The 21,217-nt window shown below is 61.9% G+C and carries 18 protein-coding genes and 1 pseudogene; 11 read left to right on the forward strand and 8 right to left on the reverse strand.

What is annotated here, in order from left to right; genetic code table 11:
- Nucleotides 1-118 precede the first annotated feature (118 nt).
- Together PseuLF5_RS18215 and PseuLF5_RS18220 are read left to right on the forward strand one after the other, a co-directional pair.
- Nucleotides 119-1,084, forward strand: a complete 966-nt coding sequence (locus PseuLF5_RS18215) for a 2-oxoglutarate and iron-dependent oxygenase domain-containing protein (protein ID WP_340134232.1) — start codon at nt 119-121, stop codon at nt 1,082-1,084.
- Between the two features lie 80 nt (nt 1,085-1,164).
- Nucleotides 1,165-2,118: an adenosine deaminase gene (locus tag PseuLF5_RS18220; RefSeq protein WP_123471122.1), complete on the forward strand. Its 954-nt coding sequence runs from the start codon at nt 1,165-1,167 to the stop codon at nt 2,116-2,118.
- Nucleotides 2,119-2,239: 121 nt separating this feature from the next.
- Here the strand turns inward: PseuLF5_RS18220 and PseuLF5_RS18225 are convergent, their stop codons facing one another.
- The 3 genes from PseuLF5_RS18225 to PseuLF5_RS18235 form a co-directional block, all read right to left on the reverse strand.
- Complete coding sequence (locus PseuLF5_RS18225; RefSeq protein ID WP_340134233.1) at nt 2,240-3,622, reverse strand: MFS transporter; 1,383 nt, start codon at nt 3,620-3,622, stop codon at nt 2,240-2,242.
- Between the two features lie 131 nt (nt 3,623-3,753).
- Complete coding sequence (locus PseuLF5_RS18230) at nt 3,754-4,485, reverse strand: ArsR/SmtB family transcription factor (protein ID WP_123471118.1); 732 nt, start codon at nt 4,483-4,485, stop codon at nt 3,754-3,756.
- 317 nt (nt 4,486-4,802) lie between these two features.
- Nucleotides 4,803-5,732, reverse strand: a complete 930-nt coding sequence (locus PseuLF5_RS18235) for a LysR family transcriptional regulator (RefSeq protein WP_123471116.1) — start codon at nt 5,730-5,732, stop codon at nt 4,803-4,805.
- Between the two features lie 117 nt (nt 5,733-5,849).
- Here PseuLF5_RS18235 and PseuLF5_RS18240 point away from each other — a divergent pair, with 117 nt between their 5' ends.
- Together PseuLF5_RS18240 and PseuLF5_RS18245 are read left to right on the forward strand one after the other, a co-directional pair.
- Nucleotides 5,850-6,863, forward strand: a complete 1,014-nt coding sequence (locus tag PseuLF5_RS18240; protein WP_123471114.1) for a zinc-binding alcohol dehydrogenase family protein — start codon at nt 5,850-5,852, stop codon at nt 6,861-6,863.
- A gap of 150 nt (nt 6,864-7,013) precedes the next feature.
- Nucleotides 7,014-7,187: a hypothetical protein gene (locus PseuLF5_RS18245; protein WP_007914687.1), complete on the forward strand. Its 174-nt coding sequence runs from the start codon at nt 7,014-7,016 to the stop codon at nt 7,185-7,187.
- A 7-nt stretch (nt 7,188-7,194) separates the two neighbouring features.
- On the opposite strand, the gene PseuLF5_RS18250 is transcribed toward PseuLF5_RS18245, so the two are convergent.
- Nucleotides 7,195-8,397 carry a multidrug effflux MFS transporter gene (locus tag PseuLF5_RS18250; protein ID WP_340134236.1) on the reverse strand — a complete coding sequence of 401 codons (1,203 nt, stop codon included), beginning with the start codon at nt 8,395-8,397 and terminating at the stop codon, nt 7,195-7,197.
- A gap of 149 nt (nt 8,398-8,546) precedes the next feature.
- Nucleotides 8,547-8,744, reverse strand: a complete 198-nt coding sequence (locus PseuLF5_RS18255) for a heavy-metal-associated domain-containing protein (RefSeq protein WP_123471110.1) — start codon at nt 8,742-8,744, stop codon at nt 8,547-8,549.
- Between the two features lie 148 nt (nt 8,745-8,892).
- On the opposite strand from PseuLF5_RS18255, the gene PseuLF5_RS18260 reads away from it, so the two are divergent.
- The 3 genes from PseuLF5_RS18260 to cueR all read left to right on the forward strand — a co-directional run bounded on the left by PseuLF5_RS18260 (nt 8,893) and on the right by cueR (nt 12,207).
- Entirely contained in the window at nt 8,893-9,276 is a 384-nt protein-coding gene (locus PseuLF5_RS18260) for a hypothetical protein (RefSeq protein ID WP_123471108.1), read from the forward strand.
- A 127-nt stretch (nt 9,277-9,403) separates the two neighbouring features.
- The gene (locus tag PseuLF5_RS18265; protein ID WP_340134237.1) at nt 9,404-11,797 is read left to right on the forward strand and encodes a heavy metal translocating P-type ATPase; all 2,394 of its coding nucleotides are present in this window, start codon (nt 9,404-9,406) and stop codon (nt 11,795-11,797) included.
- Nucleotides 11,794-12,207: a Cu(I)-responsive transcriptional regulator gene (gene cueR, locus PseuLF5_RS18270; RefSeq protein ID WP_025111722.1), complete on the forward strand. Its 414-nt coding sequence runs from the start codon at nt 11,794-11,796 to the stop codon at nt 12,205-12,207. The genes PseuLF5_RS18265 and cueR overlap by 4 nt, the downstream gene beginning before the upstream one ends.
- Here the strand turns inward: cueR and PseuLF5_RS18275 are convergent.
- A complete protein-coding gene (locus PseuLF5_RS18275) occupies nt 12,161-13,375 on the reverse strand; it encodes an MFS transporter (protein WP_340134240.1) in 1,215 nt (404 codons plus the stop codon). The two genes, cueR and PseuLF5_RS18275, sit on opposite strands and share 47 nt — an antisense overlap.
- A 321-nt stretch (nt 13,376-13,696) precedes the next feature.
- The gene (locus tag PseuLF5_RS18280; RefSeq protein ID WP_336347908.1) at nt 13,697-14,593 is read right to left on the reverse strand and encodes a PA4780 family RIO1-like protein kinase; all 897 of its coding nucleotides are present in this window, start codon (nt 14,591-14,593) and stop codon (nt 13,697-13,699) included.
- Between the two features lie 525 nt (nt 14,594-15,118).
- Here PseuLF5_RS18280 and PseuLF5_RS28235 point away from each other — a divergent pair.
- A pseudogene (locus tag PseuLF5_RS28235) lies at nt 15,119-16,126 on the forward strand (cache domain-containing protein); the annotation flags it as partial.
- Nucleotides 16,127-16,255: 129 nt separating this feature from the next.
- Nucleotides 16,256-16,984, forward strand: a complete 729-nt coding sequence (locus PseuLF5_RS28240) for a methyl-accepting chemotaxis protein (RefSeq protein WP_445262422.1) — start codon at nt 16,256-16,258, stop codon at nt 16,982-16,984.
- Between the two features lie 218 nt (nt 16,985-17,202).
- Here the strand turns inward: PseuLF5_RS28240 and PseuLF5_RS18290 are convergent, their stop codons facing one another.
- Nucleotides 17,203-18,480 (reverse strand): acetyl-CoA C-acetyltransferase, encoded by a 1,278-nt coding sequence (locus PseuLF5_RS18290; RefSeq protein ID WP_340134242.1) that lies wholly within the window; start codon nt 18,478-18,480, stop codon nt 17,203-17,205.
- A 239-nt stretch (nt 18,481-18,719) separates the two neighbouring features.
- Between PseuLF5_RS18290 and PseuLF5_RS18295 the strand changes: the two genes are divergently transcribed.
- The gene (locus tag PseuLF5_RS18295) at nt 18,720-20,072 is read left to right on the forward strand and encodes a 3-oxoacyl-ACP reductase (protein WP_340134243.1); all 1,353 of its coding nucleotides are present in this window, start codon (nt 18,720-18,722) and stop codon (nt 20,070-20,072) included.
- 2 nt (nt 20,073-20,074) lie between these two features.
- Nucleotides 20,075-20,929, forward strand: coding sequence for a MaoC family dehydratase (locus PseuLF5_RS18300; protein WP_340134245.1), 855 nt, complete (start codon nt 20,075-20,077; stop codon nt 20,927-20,929).
- Nucleotides 20,930-21,217: the final 288 nt, after the last annotated feature.

Genomic DNA, 21,217 nt, shown 5'->3' on the forward strand with positions numbered 1-21,217 from the left:
TGGGAGCTGGCTTGCCAGCGATGAGGCCATCACATTCGACATCATTGTTGCCTGTCAGACCGCTATCGCTGGCAAGCCAGCTCCCACATTTGAGCTTCAGCGTATTCAAGGATTGCGTATGGATCAGCTTCCGATCATCGACATCAGCCCGCTCTACTCCAACGACGAAAACGCCTGGCCCGCCGTGGCCGGGCATATCGACCAGGCCTGCCGCGAATGGGGCTTCTTCTACATCAAGGGCCATCCGATTTCCACGCAACGCATCGCTGCCCTGCTCGATCACGCGCAACGCTTTTTCGCACAACCGGCCGAAGAAAAACTCAGGATCGACATCACCCAGACCCGCCATCATCGCGGCTACGGCGCTATCGCCACCGAGCAGCTCGACCCGAACAAACCCAGCGACCTCAAAGAAACCTTCGACATGGGCCTGCACCTGCCGGCCGATCATCCAGACGTGCTCGCGGAAAAACCGCTGCGCGGGCCCAATCGCCATCCGGCGCAAGCAGGCTGGGAAGCCTTGATGGAGCAGCATTACCTCGACATGCAGGCGCTGGCGCAAACCCTGTTGCGGGCGATGACCATTGCGCTGGGCATCGAACGCGATTTCTTCGACTCGCGCTTCAATGAACCGGTCAGCGTGCTGCGCATGATCCACTACCCGCCGCGCCACACCGCCAGCAGCGCCGAGCAGCAAGGCGCCGGGGCACACACCGATTATGGCTGCATCACCCTGCTCTATCAGGACAGCGCCGGCGGCCTGCAGGTGAAAAACGTCAATGGCGACTGGATTGATGCGCCGCCCATCGAAGGCACCTTCGTGGTCAACCTCGGCGACATGATGGCGCGCTGGAGCAACGACCGTTATCGCTCGACACCGCACCGGGTGATCAGCCCGCTGGGGGTGGATCGCTACTCAATGCCGTTCTTCGCCGAGCCGCACCCGGACACCCGCATCGAATGCCTGCCCGGTTGCCAGGACTCACAACACCCGGCGAAATATCCGACCACCACCTGCGCCGAATTCCTGCTGTCGCGCTTTGCCGACACCTACGCCTATCGTCGCGAGCAGGAAGCGGTCTGATGGATCGCTTGGTCAGGTTTTGCCAATTGTTTCGGCGAGCATCTGTAGAATGCCGTCATTGCACCTGATGAGAAAAGCATATGTACGACTGGCTCAACGCCTTGCCCAAGGCTGAACTGCACCTGCACCTGGAAGGCTCGCTGGAGCCCGAGCTGCTGTTCGCCCTGGCCGAACGCAACAAGATCGCCCTGCCGTGGAGCGACGTCGAAACCCTGCGCAAGGCTTACGCCTTCAACAACCTGCAGGAATTCCTCGACCTGTATTACCAGGGCGCCGACGTGCTGCGCACCTCCCAGGATTTCTACGACCTGACTTGGGCCTACCTGTTGCGCTGCAAGGCGCAGAACGTGATTCACACCGAGCCGTTCTTCGACCCGCAGACCCACACCGACCGGGGCATCCCGTTCGAAGTGGTGCTCAACGGTATCGCCGCGGCGCTGAAGGATGGCGAGCAGCAACTGGGCATCACCAGCGGTTTGATCCTCAGTTTCCTGCGCCACCTGAGCGAAGACGAAGCACAGAAAACCCTCGATCAGGCGCTGCCGTTCCGTGACGCCTTCGTTGCCGTCGGCCTCGACAGTTCCGAGATGGGCCACCCGCCAAGCAAATTCCAGCGGGTGTTCGACCGTGCTCGCCACGAAGGTTTCCTGACCGTCGCCCACGCCGGTGAAGAAGGTCCGCCGGAGTACATCTGGGAAGCGATCGACCTGCTGAAAATCCAGCGCATCGACCATGGCGTGCGCGCCATCGAGGACGAGCGCCTGATGCAGCGGATCATCGACGAGCAGATCCCGCTGACCGTGTGCCCGCTGTCGAACACCAAGCTTTGCGTGTTCGATCATATGTCGCAGCACAACATCCTCGACATGCTCGAGCGTGGGGTGAAGGTCACGGTGAACTCCGATGACCCGGCGTACTTCGGCGGTTATGTCACCGAGAACTTCCATGCGTTGTACGAACACCTGGGCATGACCCAGGATCAGGCCAAGCGCCTGGCGCAAAACAGCCTGGATGCGCGTCTGGTAAAACCGTAAGCCTCAGCGCATAACCCTTTGCAGGAGTGAGCCTGCTCGCGATTGCGTCGTGTCAGTCGAAACATCTGTATCTGACACACCGCCATCGCGAGCAGGCTCACTCCGACAATTGGATTTGTGTTCAGCCTGCGACTTGGGTTTCAGTCAGCTCCTCCAGCGTCTTGCCCCGCGTCTCCATCCCGAACAGCCACACTACCCCCGCCGCGATCGCAAAACACAACGCCCCCAGCGCAAACACCCCGCCCTGCCCGGTTATCGGAAACACCAGCCCGGTCACCAACGGCCCGAGCAATGAGCCGACCCGGCCAATCGCCGAGGCAAACCCCGAACCGGTCGCCCGCGCCGAGGTTGGATATAACTCGGGCGTGTAGGTGTAGAGCACCGCCCACATGCCGAACAGGAAAAACTGCATCAGCAGCCCCGTACCGATCAGCAGTGCCACGTTGCCGCCGAACACCGCGCTCTGGCCATAGAAAAACGCCATCACCCCACCGCCGAGCAAGGTGACGATGCACACCGGTTTGCGCCCCCAGCGCTCGACCAGCCACGCCGCCATCAGAAACCCGGGAATCCCGCCGAGCGAGATCAGCACCGTGTAATACACCGACTGGGTCACGGCGAAACCCGACTGTTGCAGCAATGCACTGAGCCACGACGTCAGGCCGTAAAAACCCAACAGCGCGAAAAACCACAAGCTCCAGATCATCGTCGTGCGGCGGCGGTATTGCGCCGACCAGATTTGCTTGAGGGCCGAGAAAAAGCTGCCCGGTGGCGTCACCGTCCGCGGCAAACTCACCGGTTCGGGCAACGTGGTGACACCGAGCGATGCGCGCACGCGCTGTTCGATCGCGGCCAAGACCTTGTCTGCCGCCTCATGCCGCCCGGCCTGTTCCAGCCAGCGTGGCGATTCGGGGATAAAGAAACGGATCGCCAGGACAAACACCGCCGGCACCGCCAGCACCAGAAAGATGTCGCGCCAGCCAATCACTGGCAGCAGGAAATACGACAGCACCCCGGCCGCAACAAACCCCAACGGCCAGAAACCATCCATCAGGGCAATGTAGCGTCCGCGTCGTTGCGCCGGAATCAGCTCCGACAACATCGACTGAGCGATGGGAAACTCCATGCCCATGCCGATTCCCAACAGGATGCGGAACAGCGTGAGCATCTCGACGGTTTGCGCCGTCGAGCACAAGTAACTGGCGACGCCCCACAACACGATGCTCCACTGGAACACCGGCTTGCGGCCGAAACGGTCGGCGAGCAGGCCCGACAGCGACGCCCCCAGCACCATGCCGAAAAAACTCGAACTGGCGAGCAGGCCGGCTTGCGCGCTGCTCAGGCCGAATTCGCTTTTGATCGAGCCGAGCAGGAACGTCATCATCGCCAGGTCCATGGAGTCGAAGAAGAACGCCAAAGCAATAATGATGAAAATGATGCGGTGATACCCGCTCAGTGGCAGACGTTCCAGGCGTTCTGCCGCGCTAAAGCGTTGAGTGTCCATATCGTGCTCCCCCATCCGGAAATTCCCCGGATCGAGTGTGCGCGATGGTAATTCAGAGGTCGTACTGAATGCGACCTGCTCGCAGTCGTAGGCGACGCCGGGACGGCCTGACGTCGATCACGAATGCTCTATCACGCCATTTCCAGCTCGGTTTCCCGGGCAAACCGCTGCAATTCACGCTGGCCTGTGGCCGTCAATTGCAGGGCTCTGGAGTCATTGGGCAAGGTCAGCCATCCCGACTGCATGAACAACTGCAGCAGCGCCGCGCCGAGAGAGCCGCCCAGGTGTGGGCGTCGCTCGCTCCAGTCCGGACAGGCGCAGGCCACCTGCACATTGCGGTGTGCCAGTGCCTGGATGAAAACCCCGCGACCGGCCAGCTGTTTCGCGCCCTTGTGGGTGACCACTACGCGTTGCTCAAACTGTTCGATCCAGCCGACGTCGAGCAGTCGCTGATACAGGTCAGCGGCCAGCGTGCCGCCCAGGTGGTCATCGCAAAAGCGTGCGCGCAACAGCGAAGAAGGTGCCGCCTGGGATTTGGCCATCGGTGTGGTGCGTTTGAAAATCTCGGGAATGTCCCGTGGTGCGCTGGCGATGGTGGCGCTGGCCAGCGCTTCGATGGCGGCGCCGACCTCGGGTGCCGAGAGACGGAAAAAGCGTTTGCGACCACGGACTTCGACCTTCAACAGACCGCCAGTGGACAGACGCGCCAGATGCGCGCTCGCCGAGGATGGTGACAACCCTGCCAGCAACGCCAGCTCCTCGGATTGGCGGGCCGAGCCATCCATCAGCGCCCACATCATCGCGCTGCGCTTGGGATCGGCCAGCAGCGTGGCGATCTGGCTGATGCAAGGTGCATGTTCCATGTATTCACTCCCTGTGGAATCGTATCGTCTACTGCTCGGAGACATCTTGACCAGTAATGGGGCATCGGCCAAGGCGCGCGCATCACCCTGAACCGGGGCAAGGCAGGCCATTGGCTCAGCAGCCTGCGGCACTGATCTCGCCGCGGTGGCGCTGGCAGACATTAAACAGCGCCCGGTCGGCCGGACGGTGTCCGGGCCGGGGTTTGCGTACTGGCTTGAGGCGGACGCTAGTATAAGCGGGATGGGCGCCGCGTCCTGTAACGGGGCCTGCACGGGTGGTGATTGTTCCTGAGAGAAATTTCTCTATTTACCTGCGACTAATGATCAACTCTCGGGAAAGCGGGAAATTGACTACTCAAATCGGCGCATCGACTGGCGAGCATTTCCCTCAGCAGGTTCACCGGCTTACTCAATTGGGCGCGATGGGCGCACAACAAATTCAGCGGAGCGCGCTCGCACAACAACTCCGGCAACAGCACTTTGAGGCGCCCCGCCAGCACGTCGGCGCCCACGTCCAGCCAGGATTTGTAGGCAATGCCCGCCCCCGCCACGGCCCATAAGCGCACCACGTCCGCGTCATCGCTGAAGCGGTCGCCGCTGACCGTCAGGCCGACTTCACGTTTGCCGTCGTGGAAACTCCAATGGTCGTGGACGCGGCTGCCAAGCATGTACAACAGGCAATTGTGCTGGGCCAGTTGTTCGAGCTGGCGCGGTTCACCATACCGCGCCAGATAGGCCGGGGAGGCACAGAGCACGCGACGGTTATGCGCAGCGATGGGCAAGGCGATCAGGCTGGAATCTTCCGGTTCGCCATAACGCAAGGCGATGTCCACCGGCTGACGGAACAGGTCGGCGATGCGGTCCCCCAATAACAGGCGTACCGTCAGTTTCGGATGTGCGCGCTGGAAATCATCGAGCCAGGGCAGCAACAGATTGCGCCCGAAATCCGACGGCGCCGACAGCTGCAGAATCCCGCTGACCTGATCCTGCCCACTGGCCAGCAGACGCCGGCCCTCGTCGAGATTGCTCAGCGCCGCCCGGGCGTATTCGAGAAAGCCCTCGCCCTCGGCCGTCAGGCGCAGGCTGCGCGTCGAACGAGCCAGCAGGCGTGCGCCCAGCTGCTGTTCGATTCGCTTCAACGCCGCACTGGCGACCGCCGCCGACATGTCCATCACCCGCGCCGCCGCCGACAGACTGCCCAGATCCGCCGCGCGAACAAACAACTGCAAGTCATCGAAACGCAGCATCCTCAGCCCCGATTATCAAAAAAATATTGAAAGAGACTGCTGTTTTAGCCGGTTTTATCTTGCAGAGAAATAGCCAATCATCTGTCCCATCGTTGTCCCCACTTCTGGAGTCCACCCATGAAAGCCATTGCCTACTACGCCTCCCTGCCGATCAGCGACGAAAAAGCCCTGCAAGACATCGAACTGCCAGAACCGGTCGCCGGCCCGCGCGACGTGCTGGTGGAAGTCAAAGCCATTTCGGTCAACCCGGTCGATACCAAAGTGCGGCAGAACGTGGCCCCTGAAAACGGCGCGGCAAAAGTGCTCGGCTGGGACGTGGCCGGTGTGGTCAAGGCCGTCGGCAGCGAAGTGACGCTGTTCAAGGCCGGCGACAAGGTCTTTTATGCCGGCTCCATCGCCCGCGCCGGCGGCAACAGTGAACTGCACGTGGTCGATGAGCGGATCGTCGGCCATATGCCCAAGTCGCTGGGTTTTGCCGAAGCCGCGGCCCTGCCGCTGACGGCGATTACCGCGTGGGAATTGCTGTTCGAGCGCCTGCAGATTCGCGAAGGCAACACCGATGAAGGCCAGAGCCTGCTGATCGTCGGCGCAGCCGGTGGCGTCGGCTCGATCCTGACGCAACTGGCCAGTCAACTGACCGGGCTCAATGTAATCGGCACCGCTTCCCGTGCGCAGACCCGCGACTGGGTCAGCCAGTTGGGCGCCGATCTGGTGATCGATCACAGTCAGCCGCTGAGTGAAGAACTGAAGCGCGCCGGCATTGACAGCGTGACCCACGTCGCCAGCCTGACCCAGACCGATCAACACTTGGATCAACTGGTCGAAGCCCTGGCACCGCAGGGCAAGCTGGCACTGATCGACGATCCGAAATCCCTGGACGTGACCAAGCTCAAGCGCAAGAGCCTGTCGCTGCACTGGGAGTTCATGTACACCCGTTCGCTGTTCGAAACCGCCGACATGATCGAGCAGCACAATTTGCTCAATCGTGTGGCCGAGCTGATTGACGCCGGGACATTGAAGACAACCGTGGGCGAGCACTTCGGCACGATCAACGCGGCCAACCTGCGTCGGGCCCATGCGTTGCTGGAAAGTGGCAAGGCCAAGGGGAAAATTGTTTTAGAAAGTTTCTAAAGGCAAAGGATCGCAGCCCTCGGCAGCTCCTACGGGCTTCGAGGGCTTTTTGCCGTCAGTCTGACAGTTGACCCTTGTCACAATTGCGATCGTATTCAGGTCTACAATCGAAAACTCTGCGATACATCTTTTACGCAAGGGAGGTCAGCAATGAAGATCCTGATAAAAGAAGTGGCAAAGTCTCAATGGCAGGTTCGTCTGGACCAACACGCCGTCACTTTCCGCAGTGAAGCCGAAGCACTGGCCTTTACCCGCACCCTCGAAGCGCGACTCTGCGCGCCCCATCAGATTCCCGACCGCAGCCAACAGCGCGCTGCTGGCTGACGACTCTTCAGGCCTGCGCCTGGGCTTGTGCCAACGCTCGGGCATTCTGCAGACGCCGGGTGAGCATCGCGACGCTCACCACCAGCACGCCGCACAGGCTGATGACCATGGACATCGGCACGGCGGTGCCGTCGTGCAGCACGCCCACCAGCGCCGATGCCCCGGCGGCGACACTGAACTGCATGCAACCGAGCAACGCCGACGCGCTGCCGGCACGGCCGCCCTGCCCGTTCATCGCGCAAGCGGCAGCGTTGGGACTGATGCAGCCCAGGCTGGATACACAGATGAACAATGGAATCAGCAATGGCCACAAGGCCGCGGTATGCAAGGTGCTGACGGCCAGCAGCGTCAGCCCGGCCGCCAGATAAACCCAGACCGCGCGCGCCAGCAGGAACGCCGGGCCACGCTTGGCCAATAACCGCGCATTGACCTGTGCGACGAGAATGAAGCCCGCCGCGTTGGTACCGAACAGCCAGCCGAAATGCTCGGCCGGTACGCCATACAGCTTGATGAAGATGAATGGTGAACCGGCGATGTAGGCAAACATCCCGGCAATGGCGATACCGCCGGTCAGCGCATGGCCGAGGTAAACCGGATCCTTCAGCAGGCGCCCGTACTGGCTCAGGGCACCGGACAACGGTTGGCGCGGCATGTGCGCCGGCATACTTTCCGGCAGGCCAAGAGCGACCGCCAGTCCGGCCAGCGCACTGAACACCGTCAGTGCCAGGAAGATCGACTGCCAGCCCGTGGTGTTGACCAGCAGACCGCCAAGCATCGGCGCCAGAATCGGCGCCAGGCCCATCACCAGCATCAACTGCGAGAAGACTTTTGCCGAACCGACTGCGTCGCATTTGTCGCTGACCACCGCCCGGGCAATCACCATGCCTGCGCAACCGCCCAACGCCTGCACGAAACGCGCACCGATCAGCCAATCCAGATTCGGTGCATAAGCGCAGGCCAGCGAGGCGAGGGTGAACAGCGTCAGGCCCACGAGCAACGGAATCCGTCGGCCGAAGCGATCCGCCACCGGACCGTACGCCAGTTGACCGATCGACAACCCGGCGAAATACGCCGCCAGCGTCATCTGCACGTGTTTCTCGTCGGTGCCGAAGGCCAGCGCCATCGCGGGAAAGGCGGGCAAATAGAAGTCGATGGCCAAAGGACCGAAAGCGGTCAAGGCTCCGAGAATCAGAATGGTACGGAAGTTCATCAGGCACCCAGGTTGGCAAGTCGGCAGCCCGACAGTCTAGCCGCGCGTGGACGCCTTGAACATTCCGATAGCTCGCTAACAATTAAATAACCTGGAAGCCGGGCGCAAATCTGTGGCGAGGGAGCAAGCTCCCTCGCCACTGGGGTCAATCAGGCCAGTTTCACGGCGTAGCCTTCCTCGCTGATGACCTCGATCACCTGTTCGGCACTCAGCGAACTTTCCACGCCGACCTCTTTCGCCGCCAGATCGACCCGCACGCTGGCCGCCGGATCCTTGGCCTGCACCGCCCGGGTGATGGCGTTGACACAGTGACCGCAGGACATGCCTTGAACGTTGAACACTTGCATGCGATGACTCCTTTGAGTGAGGTTGCCGGCAGTCTCGAGCTTGCCACGATGGCAAGGTCAAGTTCTGAAAGAAACTGCCGGGCTGGCAATCGGCGCCGCGCTCGGCCAAGCTGCGTACATCAATGACTTCTATTCAGGAGATTCAGCCATGCGCTGGTCAGCTTACAGCCTGTTTGGCTTCCTCAGCCTTTTTGCCGCATTGCCCCAGGCCAACGCGACCGGCGAGGACTACGCCGTTCTGATCATCTCTCGCGAGCGCCTGGAAGTGCCGACCTCCTGCGAGATTGGCGTGTACATCCAGGATCAGTTTGCCGGGCGCTTGCTGCAGGAACAGTCCACCTCGTTCAACCTGCAACATGGCACGTTTTCCATCCGCCTGAAGCTGGAGCCGAGCCAGGTCCCGGGCTGCAAGCCGGGCATGCTGGCACCGCCGGCGCAGGAGATCACGCTCAAGGCCGGTGACGTGGTCAAGTACCGGATTGCAGCATCCGCCAAAGGCTTGTACCTGCGACCTGCCGCTCTCGAATACTGAGCAAAGGCAGACTGTGGGAGCAGGCTCGCTCCCACAGGTGTTTTGTGACGCGCCAGAGATTGGCGCTTGACCTTGCCCGCATGGCAAGGTTGATCCTTGTAGGCATCTACTACAGGGGGTACGACCGATGTCCGATTCCATCACTTTCGACCTGCCGATTGCCGGCATGACCTGCGCCAGTTGCGCCGGACGGGTCGAGCGGGCGTTGAGCAACGTCAGCGGCGCCAGTGCGGTCAGCGTCAACCTCGCCACCGAACAGGCCCGCGTGCAGGCACCCGGCGGCAGTCTGCCGGCGCTGATGGAGGCGGTGACGCGTGCCGGTTACAGCGTGCCGCAACAGACCCTCGAATTGAGCATCGACGGCATGACCTGCGCTTCCTGCGTCGGTCGCGTCGAGCGTGCCCTGAACAAAGTCCCGGGGGTGAAAAGCGTCAGCGTCAATCTGGCCAACGAACGCGCCCACCTCGAACTGCTCGGCAAAGTCGACGCGCAAACCCTGCTCGACGCGGTGAGCAAGGCCGGTTATTCGGCCAGCGTCTGGCAAGCCGAACACCCACAAACCGATGACCAACAGCCGCGTCTGCAACATGAGCGCTGGGCGCTGATCTGCGCAATCGCCCTCGCCTTGCCGCTGGTGCTGCCGATGGTGCTGCAACCGTTCGGCATTCACTGGATGCTCCCGGCCTGGGCGCAATTCGCCCTCGCCACCCCGGTGCAATTCATTTTCGGAGCACGGTTTTATGTCGCCGCGTGGAAAGCCGTGCGCGCCGGCGCTGGCAACATGGACTTGCTGGTCGCCCTTGGCACCAGCGCCGGCTATGGCTTGAGCCTGTACGAGTGGGCCACCGCCGCCGGGCGCATGCCACACCTGTATTTCGAAGCGTCAGCGGTGGTGATCGCCCTGGTGCTGCTCGGCAAATACCTCGAAAGCCGCGCCAAGCGCCAGACTGCCAGCGCCATCCGCGCCCTCGAAGCCTTGCGCCCGGAGCGGGCGACGCAAATGATCGACGGCCGCGAGCAAGACGTCGCCATCAGCGCACTGCGCCTGAACGATCAGGTTTTGGTCAAACCTGGCGAACGCTTCCCGGTGGACGGCGAGGTGCTGGAAGGTCAGAGCCACGCGGACGAAGCCTTGATCAGCGGCGAAAGCCTGCCCGTGCCGAAACAACCGGGGGACAAGGTCACCGGTGGCGCGATCAACGGGGAAGGCCGGCTGCTGGTACGCACCACCGCCCTCGGCGCGGAAAGCGTGCTGGCGCGGATCATCCGTCTGGTCGAAGACGCCCAGGCAGCCAAAGCGCCAATTCAGAAACTGGTGGATAAAGTCAGCCAGGTGTTCGTGCCGACGGTATTGGTACTGGCCCTGGCAACGTTGATCGGCTGGTGGCTGTACGGCGCGCCCATGGAAACCGCGTTGATCAACGCCGTCGCCGTGCTGGTGATCGCCTGTCCGTGTGCCCTCGGCCTCGCCACCCCGACAGCGATCATGGCCGGCACCGGTGTAGCGGCGCGGCACGGCATTCTGATCAAGGACGCCGAAGCGCTGGAGCGTGCCCATGAAGTCAGCAGTGTGGTGTTCGACAAGACCGGCACCCTGACTTCCGGCACGCCACGCATCGCCCATTTCAGTGCCGTCGACGGTGACGAAGACGCCCTGCTGCAAATGGCCGGCGCCCTGCAACGCGGCAGTGAACACCCACTGGCCAAAGCCGTGCTGGACGCGGCTGCCGAGCGTGATCTGAGCGTGCCCGATGTCAGCGACAGCCAATCTCTGACCGGGCGTGGCATCGCCGGCAACCTTGGCGGGCGGCGCCTGGCACTGGGCAACCGGCGCTTGCTGGAAGAAAGCGGGTTGAGCACCGGCAGCCTCGCCGAATCGGCCACGGCCTGGGAAGGCGAAGGCAGGACCTTGTCGTGGCTGATCGAACAAAGCCCCGAGCCGCGTGTGCTTGGTTTGTTCGCCTTCGGTGACACGCTCAAGCCCGGCGCACTGGAAGCGGTGCAACAACTGGCCGCTCGCGGTATCCACAGCCACTTGCTGACCGGCGACAACCGCGGCAGCGCTCGCGTGGTCGCCGAGGCGTTGGGCATTGCCAACGTTCACGCCGAAGTACTCCCGGCCGACAAAGCCGCCACGGTCGCCGAACTGAAAAAAACCGGCGTGGTGGCGATGGTCGGCGATGGCATCAACGACGCGCCGGCACTTGCCGCAGCCGACATCGGCATCGCCATGGGCGGCGGCACCGACGTGGCCATGCACGCCGCCGGCATTACCCTGATGCGCGGTGATCCACGACTGGTGCCGGCGGCGCTGGAGATCAGCCGCAAGACCTACGCGAAGATCCGCCAGAACCTGTTCTGGGCCTTCGTCTACAACCTGATCGGCATTCCGCTGGCGGCGTTCGGCTTCCTCAACCCGGTGCTGGCCGGCGCGGCGATGGCGCTGTCGAGCGTCAGCGTGGTGAGCAATGCGCTACTGTTGAAAACCTGGAAACCCAAGGATCTGGAGGAGCACCGATGAACATCGGCCAAGCGGCCCGGCACAGTGGTCTGAGCGCGAAAATGATCCGCTATTACGAGTCGATCGGCCTGCTCAAGGCGGCTCATCGCACCGACAGCGGTTATCGGGTCTACGGCGATGATGACCTGCACACCCTGGCATTCATCAAGCGTTCGCGGGACCTGGGGTTTTCCCTGGAGGAAGTCGGCAAGCTGCTGACCCTGTGGCAGGATCGCCAGCGCGCCAGTGCCGACGTGAAGGCTCTGGCGCGCCAGCACATCGACGAGTTGAATCAGAAGATCCGCGAACTCGGCGAATTGCGCGACACCCTGCAGGATCTGGTCGAGCACTGTAATGGCGACCATCGCCCCGATTGCCCGATCCTCAAGGAACTGGCGTCGGGCTGCTGCGCGCAACCCGCTCGCGCTTGAGTGCGAGGACTTTCACCGTCACCAACGTACCGAGCGGGATGCCGTGGAACAGCAGCACCACGGCACCCGGCGTCCACCAGCCATAGAACGGCGCGGCAATCAGCATGCCGACGCCGAACCCGGTCATTTGCAGCAAGGTCAGGAAGCTGAAGATCGGCAGGCGCAAATGCTCCGGTTCGCGTTGCAGGCGCGACATCAGGCCCACTTCGGAAACGCCGTCGCCCAACCCTGCCGGCAGGGAAAACAGCAAGAGACCATAGAGGTTGTGCTGCTGGAACATCAGGATGAAGCCGCAGGACATCAGCGCCACGCCGAAGAAAAACCGGCGTTCGAGGTGGCTGTTGTCCGAGCCCTTGAGGCGGCTGGCGATGCGCGCGCCCAGCAGTTTGCCGCTGGCCCATACCGCGAGCATCAGGCCCAGCGTGGTACTCGCCGACTCTGGCGTGAGCAGTTTGGAGATGATCGGAAAACCAACGTTGTGCGCGGCGCTGCCCAAGGTGTCGGCCATGGTCACGGCGAGCATCGCCGCAATCACCGGTGCGCTGCGCAGGCCCTGCTTGAGGACTGACCATTCGCCGCGTTCGCAGGTTGATTGTTCGCTGACGTCTGAAGCGGCGAAGCGCAATGGTGCAATCAACAGCGCCGCCAGCACATAGGTCAGTGCGTTGAGCGCGAATACCGTTTCAAAACCGAACGCTGCCACCAGCAAACCGGAGACCAGACTGCCGCCGACCATCGCTGCGGATGACGCCGAGGTGATCCAGGCATTGGTTTTCAGCAGCTGCGCCGGCTCGATCAGCCTCGGCAACTGGCTGTTGAGGCCGATGGCGAACATCGAGTTGCCAAAGCCCAGGCCAAAAGCGATCACCGGCAACAGCAACGCCTGCTGGCTCACCGGCAGGATCAACAACAGGCCAAGCAGCGCCGCGCGTAGCAGATCGGAGGCAATCAGCGGCACCCGACCATTCCAGCGGCGGTAGAAACGAGTACCGATCAGACTGGCAAAAATCCCCCCGCCTACACGGCTGGCGAGAAAGATCCCGACGCTCATGGCGCTGTTGCTCAGCAGGTAGACGTAAGTCGCCAGCGCAACCATGTTGAGGAAAGCGCCGAAGTCGGAGATCAGCCGGGCGGCGATGATCAGATGGGTGTTGCGGGGGGTGGTCACATTCAGTCCTTGAGTGTGGTCGGAGCGATGGACAGTAGACGTGAATTTGCAGGGATCCGAAAGAGGCCCCTGACCCTAACCCTCTCCCGGAGGGAGAGGGGACTGATTGGGGGATGCTTCAGAGCTGCGCCGACGTGAAAGTGCCTTGCCGAATCCACAATCGGCGGTGTTTCACTCAGATGTTTAACCCACTCCATAATCGACGAGGTCCTTCAGGTCGATGGATAACGCCAGACACCTCGGTCAGGGAGAGGGCTGGGGTGAGGGGCTTTTCTGAGTGGCACAAAAAACCCGGCCGAGGCCGGGTTTCTGGTCAAGCGATCACTGCATCCACGGGGGTGGCGGTGGCTCGTCGGACTTGCCTTTCGGCTCGTCGTCCGCTGCACGGATTGCCTGCTTGCGCTCCTCGTCGAGGCGCGCCGCTTCGATCTCGCGCAATACCCCGCCAACGTCGGCCAGGTCTTCCGGATCATCGAACTCACCGGTCAGCACACTGTTCGGGTGCAAGGTGCCAGCTTCGTACAACGCCCACATTTCCTTGGCGTACCTGGTCTTCTTCAACTCCGGGGCAAAGCGGCCGAAGTACGAAGCCATGTTGCCGACATCGCGTTCCAGCATGCTGAAGGCGTGGTTGTTACCGGCAGCGTCGACGGCTTGCGGCAGGTCGATGATCACCGGGCCGGTCGGCGTCAACAGCACGTTGAACTCCGAGAGGTCACCGTGCACCAGACCGGTACACAACATCAGCACGATCTGCGAAATCAGGAACGCGTGATATTCACGCGCCTGATCCGGCTCCAGCACCACGTCGTTCAGACGCGGCGCGGCATCGCCGAATTCGTCGGCCACCAGTTCCATCAACAGCACGCCGTCGAGGAAGTCGTAGGGTTTGGGCACCCGCACGCCGGCACCGGCCAGACGGAACAGCGCCGCCACTTCGGCGTTCTGCCAGGCATCTTCGGTCTCTTTGCGACCGAACTTGGAGCCCTTCGCCATCGCCCGAGCCTGTCGACTGTTGCGAACCTTGCGGCCTTCCTGATACTCGGCCGCCTGGCGGAAACTGCGTTTGTTCGCCTCCTTGTAGACCTTTGCGCAACGTAACTGATTGCCGCAGCGCACCACATAAACAGCTGCTTCTTTACCACTCATCAGTGGGCGCAGCACTTCGTCGACCAGACCGTCCTCGATCAGGGGTTCAATGCGTTTTGGAGTCTTCATCAGCTTTTATTGTGGGTCCTTTATTACCAAACACGCGAATGTCACTCGTTATACGGCAATCCTCGCATCACGGGGAGGGGTTGCCGACCTGTGAACCTTGAGAATGCACACACTGTGCCGGATTGAACGGCGCCAACGCTACGCGTACATGACCGTTGCGAATCATAGCCGAGCCCACCGAACTTGTAGGCGCCCGTGTTCAAGGGCATTTGCGACAGAATCTGACAGTTGCCTTCACACCCGTCGCAAGATTTTTCCGCAGTGCCCTCAATTTCCCCGTTTTGCAGCCGAAGTCCTCAATGACAGAGGGATTTGTCCGACAATCGTTCCACAAAAATCAGCGATGTCGCACTCAGGGAAACGGGTGATCCACACCGTTTTCGGCTGCCAATAAACCACAAGTCATCTGCACTGCGTGGGCCTACAAGAAAATCTGGAGCGCGGATGAACATCAAACAGAAATTGACGTGGGCGTTTGCAATCATCGCCTGCTTGCCAGTGGTGCTGGTCGCGACCCTGGTGGTGATGAACCTGCGCAGCGATGCCCGGGACAGTTTTGTCGACAGTAGCGGTCGCGAGATTCGTCAGGTCAGCAATGCCATGCAGCTGTTTTTTGATGGCATCAGCCAGAACGTCGATTACCTGGCGTCGCAACCGCTGATCAAAAACACCGACGACAGCCTCAAGACCTACATGAGCGCCAACGCCGAATCCATCCCCCAGGGTGAGATGGATAAAAAGGTCTTCGCGTTCCTGCAGGATCTGGGCAACGCTCACCCGGCGTACGCCTATGCCATCGTCGGCACCGCCGCCGGCGGCTACGTGTCGTGGCCGGATGATCCCAAACTCAACAACTACGACCCGCGTCAGCGGCCGTGGTACAAGGCTGCCCAGGCCAAACCGGGCAAACCGTTCCGGACCGCCGCTTACTACTGGGCGCAGGACGATGCGACCTACGTGAGCACCGTGCGCACCATCGACAACAAACTCGGCAGCAACGGCGGCGTGGTCAGCATCGACGTGACGCTCAAGCAGCTCACCGAGATCGTCAAGCAGATCAAGCTGGGCGAAACCGGCTACCTGATGCTCCTGGAAAACAGCGGCACGGTGCTGGTCGACCCGAAACAGCCGGAACACAATTTCAAGCCGCTGGACAGCCTCGGCGAAGGTTATGCGCAGCTGGCCAAGGCCGGCAAAGGCCTGGTCGAAGTCGAGCTTAACGGTGAGCGCTACATGGCCAACGTCTGGCCGTCGGAGCAATTGGGCTGGACCTTCGTCGGCCTGATCAAGCAGAGCGATGTGATGAGCTCGGCCACGCAACTGACCTGGCTGATCGCGATCATCGCCGCCGTACTGGCCGTGCTGTTCGCCGTGGTCGGGGCCAGTTTTGCCAGCCTGATCGTGCGTCCGATCCGCAGCGTCGCCAGTGGTCTGGAGGGCATCGCGCAGGGCGAAGGCGACCTGACCAAAAACCTCGACATTCGAGGCAACGACGAAACCGCGCAACTGGCCAACTGGTTCAATCAGTTCCTCACCGCGATCCGCAGCCTGATTCAGCACATCGGCGGCGCCGCCGGGAAAATCCTCGCGACCTCGCAGAGTTCGACCCGCGTCTCAAGCGACATGGCCGAAGCCGCCGGGCGTCAGCGTGAAGCCGTCGACATGGTCTCGACCGCGTTCCACGAAATGGTCGCCACCGCCAACGAAGTCGCACGCTCGTGCAGTCAAGCGGCGGACTCCGCCGACAGCGGCCAGCGTCAGGCTCGCCAAGGCCAGCAGCAGATTGATGCGGCGGTGCACAGCGTCGATCAACTGAGCCAGGAGCTGGAACAATCGGCGCAGTCGATGCAGCAACTGGAGCGCGACAGCAACGATATCCAGTCGATCCTCGGCACCATCCGCTCCATCGCCGAGCAGACCAACCTGCTGGCGCTCAACGCCGCCATCGAAGCGGCGCGCGCCGGTGAGCAGGGCCGCGGTTTTGCCGTGGTCGCCGATGAGGTGCGTGCGCTGGCCAAGCGCACGGCGGACTCGACGGCGGAAATCGACGGCTTGCTCGGCAATCTGGCCAAGCGCACCAGCGAGGTCACGCAACAGATGCACGCCAGCCTGCAAGTCTCGCAGGAGTCGGTGACGCGCATCGGCGAAGCGCGCGAGAGCTTCGGTCAGATCCGTGAGTCGGTCGACGTGATTCGTGACATGAACACGCAAATCGCCACCGCCGCCGAAGAGCAGCATCAGGTGGCTGAAGACATCAATCGGCACATCAGCCAGATTCATGGCGATGCGCAACTGGTGGCGGAACTGGCGAACTCGGCACAGCAGGATTCGCAGAGTCTGGCGGGGCTGTCGAATGAGCTGGACGGGTTGGTACGTCGTTTTCGTACCTGAACCTCGGTCAGCCCCCTCTCCCGGAGAGAGAGCGGGCTGACCGAGGTGTCTGGCGTTATACATCGACGTGAAATACCGCGTCGAATTTGGACTGGCAAAATTCTCCAGACGGAGTCGATTCTGGATTCAGCGTTGTTCTCTCACGTCAGCGTAGGTCTGCAATTTCCCGCGATCAGTCCCCTCTCCCTCTGGGAGAGGGCTAGGGTGAGGGGCCTTTTCTAGCGTTCGATAATGGCGGTGACGCCCTGCCCGCCCGCCGCGCAGATCGAAATCAGGCCGCGGCCCTTGCCCGCTGCGTCCAGCAACTTGGCCAGGTTGGCCACGATGCGCCCGCCGGTGGCGGCAAACGGATGCCCGGCCGCCAGCGAACTGCCCTTCACATTGAGCCGGCCGCGATTGATCGAGCCCAGCGGCGCGTCGAGGCCCAGACGGGTTGTGCAATATTCGGGATCTTCCCAGGCCTTCAGCGTGCACAGCACCTGCGCCGCGAACGCCTCATGAATTTCGTAATAGTCGAAGTCCTGCAAGGTCAGGCCATTGCGCGCCAGCAAACGCGGCACCGCGTACACCGGAGCCATCAGCAGACCTTCGGCGCCATTGACGAAATCCACCGCGGCCGCCTCACCGTCACGCAGATAAGCGAGGATCGGCAGCCCGCGCGCTTTCGCCCATTCCTCGCTGCCCAACAGCACCACTGAAGCGCCATCAGTCAGCGGCGTGGAGTTGCCCGCCGTCAACGTGCCCTTGGCGCTTTTCTCGAAGGCTGGCTTCAGCGTGGCGAGTTTTTCCAGGGTCAGGTCCGGGCGCAGATTGTTGTCGCGGGTCAGGCCGAGGAACGGCGTCATCAAATCGTTGTGCCAGCCCTCGCTGTAGGACGCAGCGAGTTTGTGATGGCTTTCGAGGGCCAGTTGATCCTGTTCTTCGCGCGGGATGTTCCAGGTCTGCGCCATCAACTCGCAGTGTTGGCCCATCGACAGCCCCGTACGCGGCTCGCCATTGCGCGGAAACTCCGGAATCAGGTGTTGCGGCCGCAGTTGCAGGAAGGTCTTCAGTTTGTCGCCGGTGGTCTTCGCGCGGTTGGCTTGCAAGAGGATTTTGCGCAGGCCTTCGCTGACGCTGATTGGCGCGTCCGAGGTGGTGTCGACGCCGCCGGCAATGCCGCAATCAATCTGGCCAAGGGCAATTTTATTGGCCACCAGCAATGCTGCTTCCAGGCCGGTGCCGCAGGCTTGCTGGATGTCATAGGCCGGTGTGGTCGGGGACAGGCGTGAGCCCAGCACGCATTCGCGGGTCAGGTTCATATCCCGTGACAATTTCAATACTGCGCCCGCCACCACTTCGCCAATGCGCTGGCCGTGCAGGTTGTAGCGTTCGATCAGGCCTTCCAGAGCGGCGGTGAGCATTGCCTGATTGCTGGCGGTGGCGTAAGGCCCGTTCGAGCGGGCAAAGGGAATACGGTTACCGCCGATGATCGCGACGCGGCGCAGCTGACTCATGAATAACTCCTTGTTGAATATCCGGGTTCATAGAGAACCCTGTGGGAGCTGGCTTGCCAGCGATGGGGCCGGCACATCCAACCTTTTCAGTGGCTGACACTCCGCTATCGCTGGCAAGCCAGCTCCCACAGGGTCGGTGGTCTACTCTGCTGTTCTAGCGTAGGCCTTATTGCGTGGATCGAACGATTGATTGCCGTGGGTAGTCCACACTTTGAACCCCAACTTTTGGAGAGCGTTCCATGTCTGACCGCTATATCGACTTCGCCAACTCGTCCATCGGCCACCGTTTGGTCGGGGCTTTGGGCCTGCCGTCGCCGGTGCGACTGGAACGCTGGCAGGCCGGGCGCCTGCGGCCGGTGGACGGTGCGCTGCTGCTCGGTGGCGGGCCGCTGGCAGAGCGGGTCAATGCCTTTGCCAACCGCCTGACCGATGCGATCTACAGCTACGGCACCGAACCTTCGATGGCCGCCGCGTGGATTCCCGGCCACGGCCCGAAACTCAAGGCCGTGGTGTTCGACGCCAGCGACCTGCAGCACACCGATCAGCTCAAGCAACTGCGCGAATTTTTCCAGCCGTTGATGAAGAACCTTGAGCACAGCGCCCATCTGGTGATTCTTGGCCGTGCGCCGGAAACCCTGCGCGATCCCTTTGCGGCCAGCGCGCAACGGGCGCTGGAAGGTTTCTCGCGCTCGCTGGCCAAGGAGCTGCGCAGCGGCGGCACCCTGCAACTGATTTATGTCGGCGAAGGCGCCGAAGATCAGCTGGAAGGCCCGCTGCGGTTTTTCCTCTCGCCGAAAAGTGCGTTTGTTTCCGGGCAAGTGATTCGGCTGACGGCATGCACTACGCCAGTGACCGACTGGACCCGCCCCCTGGCCAGGCGCAAGGCGCTGGTCACCGGTGCCGCGCGGGGCATTGGAGCGTCCATCGCCGAAACGCTGGCCCGTGATGGCGCCGAGGTGATTCTGCTCGACGTGCCGCCGGCGAAGACCGATCTGGACGCCCTTGCCGCTCGCCTCGGCGGCCGCGCGATTACCCTGGATATCTGCGCCGCCGACGCCGCCACGCAACTGATCGAACAACTGCCTGACGGCCTAGATATTCTGGTGCACAACGCCGGTATCACCCGCGACAAAACCCTGGCCAACATGACCCCGGAATTCTGGGATGCCGTGCTGGCGGTCAACCTCAACGCGCCGCAAGTGCTGACCCAGGCACTGCTCGACAGTGGCACGCTGCACGACAACGCGCGGGTGATTCTGCTGGCCTCGATCAGCGGCATTGCCGGTAACCGCGGGCAAACCAACTACGCCGCGAGCAAGGCCGGGTTGATCGGGCTGGCGCAGGCCTGGGCGCCCATGCTGCTGGAGCGCGGTATCAGCATCAACGCCGTCGCGCCCGGTTTTATCGAGACGCAGATGACTGCACACATTCCGTTCGGCCTGCGCGAGGCTGGCCGGCGCATGAGTTCGCTCGGTCAGGGCGGCTTGCCGCAAGACGTCGCCGAAGCCGTTGCATGGCTCGCGCAACCGGGCACCGGCGCATTCACCGGGCAGGCGCTGCGGGTCTGTGGACAAAGTGTTCTGGGGGCTTAGGCATGAGCATCGAATGGCATACGCTGGATCGCGAACCGAGTCTGCCCGGGCTGTACGCACGGGCGGCGACGCGACGCAAAATCACCGGCACGCAATTGCCTGACAGCGGTTTGCGCTGTTGGGTCGATGTCGATGGCCAACGCCTGGCGGCCTATCGCAAGGTCTGCGGATTTGTCGATGACGGTCTGCTGCCACCGACGTATCCGCACATCCTCGCCTTCGCCCTGCAGATGCAATTGCTCACCGCCAAAGCATTTCCGTTCCCACTGTTGGGGCTGATTCATCTGAGCAACCGCATTCGCGTGTTACGCCCAATGGGCGGGATCGCCCGGGCGCAGGTGAGCGTACGCGTGACCAATCTGCAAGCGCATCCCAAAGGTGCGACGTTCGATCTGCTGACCACCCTGGATGATCAGCTCGGGCCGTTGTGGGAAGCCGAAAGCCAGATGCTCTGTCGCGGCGTGAAGCTTGAGGGTGAGCCAGTCGAGCGTACCTGGGAACCATCACAGTCATTGGAGGACGTGGCGCGCTGGAAAGCCCCGGCCGATATCGGTCGGCAATACGCCAAAGTGTCCGGAGACTACAACCCGATTCACCTGAGCGCCGCCAGCGCCAAGCTGTTCGGTTTTCCAACGGCCATTGCCCATGGGTTGTGGAACAAGGCGCGGACACTCGCAACCCTGAGCGATCATTTGCCCAAGGCCAACCTCGAGATCGCCGTGCACTTTCGCAAACCGGTACGCCTGCCCAGTGAGGTGACGTTGCTGGCGAGCGCGGCAGGCTCGAGTGGTGAGCTGCGACTGACCGGTGCGCAAGACCTGGAACATATGGTCGGGCAGTGGCAACCCATTGCCTGAGCACTTGGGACATCGTTAATTGTGTGTATATAACTTAAGTTTTCGCCGTCCTTGCTCCTTCCGCCGAAAAAACCAGGGCCTTGATTATCAAGGCCTTTTTTTGTGCGGCTATATCCTGGGTATTAGTCCTTAGGCGCTGAACTTCACCTTATATATAAAGGCGTTAATACCAACTTGAGAATGGTGCGAAACCTGCCCCCGGACTGAGATTGAGCACAACGGGCGAAGGCATCACCGACAACAGATCGGCGAGCCATCGAAGACAACGAACGTTGTTACAGGTGCAAG

This window comes from Pseudomonas sp. LF-5, assembly GCF_037626295.1.
In the GTDB taxonomy this organism is placed as follows: Bacteria; Pseudomonadota; Gammaproteobacteria; order Pseudomonadales; family Pseudomonadaceae; genus Aquipseudomonas; species Aquipseudomonas monsensis.

Bases quoted from the DNA above. Each gene is read 5' to 3' on its own strand.
- PseuLF5_RS18215 (WP_340134232.1), top strand. From the start codon at position 119: ATGGATCAGCTTCCGATCATCGACATCAGCCCGCTCTACTCCAACGAC.
- PseuLF5_RS18220 (WP_123471122.1), top strand. From the start codon at position 1,165: ATGTACGACTGGCTCAACGCCTTGCCCAAGGCTGAACTGCACCTGCAC.
- PseuLF5_RS18225 (WP_340134233.1), bottom strand. From the start codon at position 3,622: ATGGACACTCAACGCTTTAGCGCGGCAGAACGCCTGGAACGTCTGCCA.
- PseuLF5_RS18230 (WP_123471118.1), bottom strand. From the start codon at position 4,485: ATGGAACATGCACCTTGCATCAGCCAGATCGCCACGCTGCTGGCCGAT.
- PseuLF5_RS18235 (WP_123471116.1), bottom strand. From the start codon at position 5,732: ATGCTGCGTTTCGATGACTTGCAGTTGTTTGTTCGCGCGGCGGATCTG.
- PseuLF5_RS18240 (WP_123471114.1), top strand. From the start codon at position 5,850: ATGAAAGCCATTGCCTACTACGCCTCCCTGCCGATCAGCGACGAAAAA.
- PseuLF5_RS18245 (WP_007914687.1), top strand. From the start codon at position 7,014: ATGAAGATCCTGATAAAAGAAGTGGCAAAGTCTCAATGGCAGGTTCGT.
- PseuLF5_RS18250 (WP_340134236.1), bottom strand. From the start codon at position 8,397: ATGAACTTCCGTACCATTCTGATTCTCGGAGCCTTGACCGCTTTCGGT.
- PseuLF5_RS18255 (WP_123471110.1), bottom strand. From the start codon at position 8,744: ATGCAAGTGTTCAACGTTCAAGGCATGTCCTGCGGTCACTGTGTCAAC.
- PseuLF5_RS18260 (WP_123471108.1), top strand. From the start codon at position 8,893: ATGCGCTGGTCAGCTTACAGCCTGTTTGGCTTCCTCAGCCTTTTTGCC.
- PseuLF5_RS18265 (WP_340134237.1), top strand. From the start codon at position 9,404: ATGTCCGATTCCATCACTTTCGACCTGCCGATTGCCGGCATGACCTGC.
- cueR (WP_025111722.1), top strand. From the start codon at position 11,794: ATGAACATCGGCCAAGCGGCCCGGCACAGTGGTCTGAGCGCGAAAATG.
- PseuLF5_RS18280 (WP_336347908.1), bottom strand. From the start codon at position 14,593: ATGAAGACTCCAAAACGCATTGAACCCCTGATCGAGGACGGTCTGGTC.
- PseuLF5_RS28240 (WP_445262422.1), top strand. From the start codon at position 16,256: ATGGTCTCGACCGCGTTCCACGAAATGGTCGCCACCGCCAACGAAGTC.
- PseuLF5_RS18290 (WP_340134242.1), bottom strand. From the start codon at position 18,480: ATGAGTCAGCTGCGCCGCGTCGCGATCATCGGCGGTAACCGTATTCCC.
- PseuLF5_RS18295 (WP_340134243.1), top strand. From the start codon at position 18,720: ATGTCTGACCGCTATATCGACTTCGCCAACTCGTCCATCGGCCACCGT.
- PseuLF5_RS18300 (WP_340134245.1), top strand. From the start codon at position 20,075: ATGAGCATCGAATGGCATACGCTGGATCGCGAACCGAGTCTGCCCGGG.